This window comes from Microcystis sp. M53598_WE2 (genome assembly GCF_030067735.1).
In the GTDB taxonomy this organism is placed as follows: Bacteria; Cyanobacteriota; Cyanobacteriia; order Cyanobacteriales; family Microcystaceae; genus Microcystis; species Microcystis aeruginosa.
This window is the reverse complement of the sequence record NZ_JASJFE010000791.1, coordinates 1-3,209: the sequence shown is the minus strand read 5'-3', so window position 1 is coordinate 3,209 and position 3,209 is coordinate 1. Positions and strand designations below refer to the sequence as shown.

The window sequence follows — 3,209 nt, the reverse complement described above, 5'->3', positions numbered from 1 at the left end:
GTAGGGTTGATTCATGAATCAACCCTACCCGAACCCCCTGCGCATGAGCTTTTCGGTGGGATGCTTACACGCAGCTGCTGATATATTTGTAATAATTTAAGAGTCACTCTTAATTGCTGATTGTCGATATTTCTGCAAATGTGATACTAAATCCGGTTATTAAAAACTGATTATTTATTCCCCTTTGCATGAGTGCCTGTCCTGATATGTAGCCTGTACTCAACGGATTTAGTATAATTATCCACTAGAGATCGCTGCCAGTTTGTTCCTCTCGGAAGTAAAGCTGATATAATTGACAGCTAGGCTGGGCTAGGTCGCCTTTTAACTGAATTAAACCCATACTTTCCAGTTTATAGGCAGTAATCGGTTCTAATCGCGCTCCCTTATCGGAAGAATTAACCACTTCCCCCATCCCTGTCAATAATTCCGGCTGTTTTTGCAGATTATCCCAGTGATGACGCAAGTGTGCCGCATAAATTCCCCCTTGGGTAGCAGCATTAGGGAGAATATTTTTTTCCCCACGCACCCGCGCTTCCAAGGCCAAACGGCTAAGATAGGGATGACCAGCGACTAGAGCAATTAAATCGCTGATAAAACGCTGATTATCGTCATTTTTAGGCAATCCGTAGCTACTAGCCAAGTTTTCCAGTTGTTCGAGGCTAAAACCGGGTAATTTAATCGCGCGGCCGACATTAAAGGGAGATTGATTAGCGTCCAATTGAATATAGATTTCCGTGGAATTAGCAATCGCTAACCGCAAATTCTGCCAGATTTCTAAATTATTAGCTTCTTCGTGCCAACAGCGCAAAAGCGGCAGAAAATCCCTAGCGATGTCGGGATACTCGAAAATTCTGTCTAAATTATCTAGGGCCAAAAAGAGCGGCCCGTTAATCTGTTCCAAAAGATAGGACTGAAAATAGGTTTGACAACTGATTAAACTGCCAAATAGTTCCTCATCCCAATATTCATCTAATTGCGGCTTTAAACCCAATTCTCGGCTAACATTTGCCGAAAACCAGCGACAAAATCGGTCTAAACTGGCAAACATCGCCTTTTCTGCCACTTGACAATTAATATAAACTGTGCTATGTCCCCAACTATCTGCCTGAGCGAGCAGATGTTTAAGCAGAGAAGTTTTACCGGTCTTTTCGGGGGATTTAATGCGAATGAGTGACCCCGGACGATTAATTTCTTGATAACAGTCGCTTTCGACGGGAGGGCGGCTAATATAACTATCTATAACCGATTTTTCTGCTAGTATCGGGGTGGGTTGATTTCTCCATTCAGGATATTTGATATCTTTGAACCATTCTCGGAGGATTTGGAACTTACCCGGCCCTTTACTACCTAATTCTAGTTCCGGACAGCCATTATCTTTATCTGCCGAGAAATAGCTATATATTTTAGTCATTTGTTTTTTATAGGTTTCATGGCTGGCGGCCTCGGCCATTTCCCAAATTTCCTCATCCGGTTTGCGCCAATTTTCGTAGGCAAAACGAACTAAAAAAATCTCCTTTAATTTACCCTGAACACCGTATTCTCTAGCTAGATGTTTAAGAAACTCGTCCCATCCCTGTGGTTTCATCCGGTTCTACTTTATTCTACTTATATTCCCCTTTTTTCCATGTTAACCCCTTTTTCCCTCTTGGCAATGGGACTGACATCCGAGCGGAAAAGCCCTATGGTAAAAATAGGTCAATTACCTGATGGTGTCTAAGGGAGTAAAACCATGAAAATCTCGTTAACCTTGTTTGTTGTGGTCTCCTTGCTGTTAGGTTTTCTTCCTCACACTTTAGCGGTTAATAGTCAAGATAACCATTTTGACCGTTCCTCTTCGCCGCTAATTTTACAAAACCGTGACTGTAAGGGTGATAAGGACGATAATTGCAATTAGTCCTGATTATCTCGGTTAAGGTTGTTAGTCTATATCCCCCACCGATGAAAAAATCGTGGTCGGGATTTTTTTTATCTCATCGGCTGCAGATAGCTTTTATCAAGATAATTTCTAGATTCAAGACCAATTATCTCAAGAAGTCGTCTGTAATTCCTCTAAACGTGCTAAAACTTCGGCACTGTGAATGGCAGGATTTACCCCTAAATAAATCTCTTTTAAAATCCCTTGCGGATCGATAAGATAGGTATGACGCAGGGAAACATAACCCATCCAAGAACCATAAGCTTTACTAACATCTCCGGTAGTATCTGCCAGTAAGGGAAATTTTAAACCCTCCGAGTCACAAAATTCCGCATGAGAATCGACATCATCGGCACTTACCCCTAAAACTTGCGTATTTTTAGCCATATATTTCGGCAAATCCTGCTGAAAACGCCGCGCTTCTAGGGTACAGCCGGGGGTAAAATCCTTGGGATAAAAATACAAAACCACCCATTTACCCCGATAGTCCGATAGGGAAATATTTCCTTCTCCCGTGTTAGTCGGTAGGGTAAAATCGGGTGCCAGTTGATTTAAAGGGGGTTGGGGGCCACCTAAAGCGTTAGCATCGGGAATAAAGGCAAAAAATGCCAGAATTACTGCAATTAAAAAACTCAACAGTTGACGACGAGACATAATCAGTTATTAGTTATCAGTTATCAGTTATCAGTTATCAGCTTTTGGTAGTTTTTTTCCATGTAGTGAAATGCGAAAGGGAATTTTGCATCCACAATTGGTGTAAAACCTTTGCAAAGTAAGGCTTTCCTAGTTCACAGGGGACGGGAAGCGAAAAGATAAAATCCTGAAAATCCAGCATCCTGTGCGCTTATTTTACAGCTTTTACCGCCTTATTGCCACTGACTTTGATACACCACTAAGCACGACCCTTTACAGATATAGCCAAGGCATAGTTTGACGAGTCAAGACACGAATTGCGTATTTCAACTGTTCGGAACGACTATTATAGTCTTTTCCTTCAAAATGTCCCGCAATACCAGAAAATTTCGGTTCAACCGGAAACCTTTTACAAACATTAGCCGATTGTGATGCTAAATTAATAGCTTGATAATATCGATGTTCACTGTAAAAACAACCCTGCTGATGATTTTTGTGCATCGGATGCAGGTATCTTTCATAGAAGTATTTGCTAAAGACAAGGAAACGAGTATCTGCATAAGAAGGATTATTTTGTTTGTTCCGTAATTGTTGCAAAATTGGCCACTTAAAATCACACAAACATTCAAATTGATGTTTAATCGCCTCTAAAATATCGGTC

The 3,209-nt window shown here is 41.2% G+C and carries 2 protein-coding genes and 1 pseudogene; all 3 read right to left on the bottom strand.

From position 1 onward, the window contains the following. Positions 1–244 precede the first annotated feature (244 nt). On the bottom strand, positions 245–1,585 hold the full coding sequence (locus tag PX636_RS16155) for an AAA-like domain-containing protein (RefSeq protein ID WP_012264908.1): 1,341 nt from the start codon (positions 1,583–1,585) through the stop codon (positions 245–247). A 441-nt stretch (positions 1,586–2,026) separates the two neighbouring features. Continuing rightward, complete coding sequence (locus PX636_RS16150) at positions 2,027–2,569, bottom strand: peroxiredoxin (protein WP_288117823.1); 543 nt, start codon at positions 2,567–2,569, stop codon at positions 2,027–2,029. Between the two features lie 252 nt (positions 2,570–2,821). Further along, a pseudogene (locus PX636_RS16145) lies at positions 2,822–3,209 on the bottom strand (hypothetical protein); the annotation flags it as partial.

Excerpts from the sequence above, each read along its gene's own strand:
- PX636_RS16155 (WP_012264908.1), bottom strand. The coding sequence starts at position 1,585 with ATGAAACCACAGGGATGGGACGAGTTTCTTAAACATCTAGCTAGAGAA.
- PX636_RS16150 (WP_288117823.1), bottom strand. The coding sequence starts at position 2,569 with ATGTCTCGTCGTCAACTGTTGAGTTTTTTAATTGCAGTAATTCTGGCA.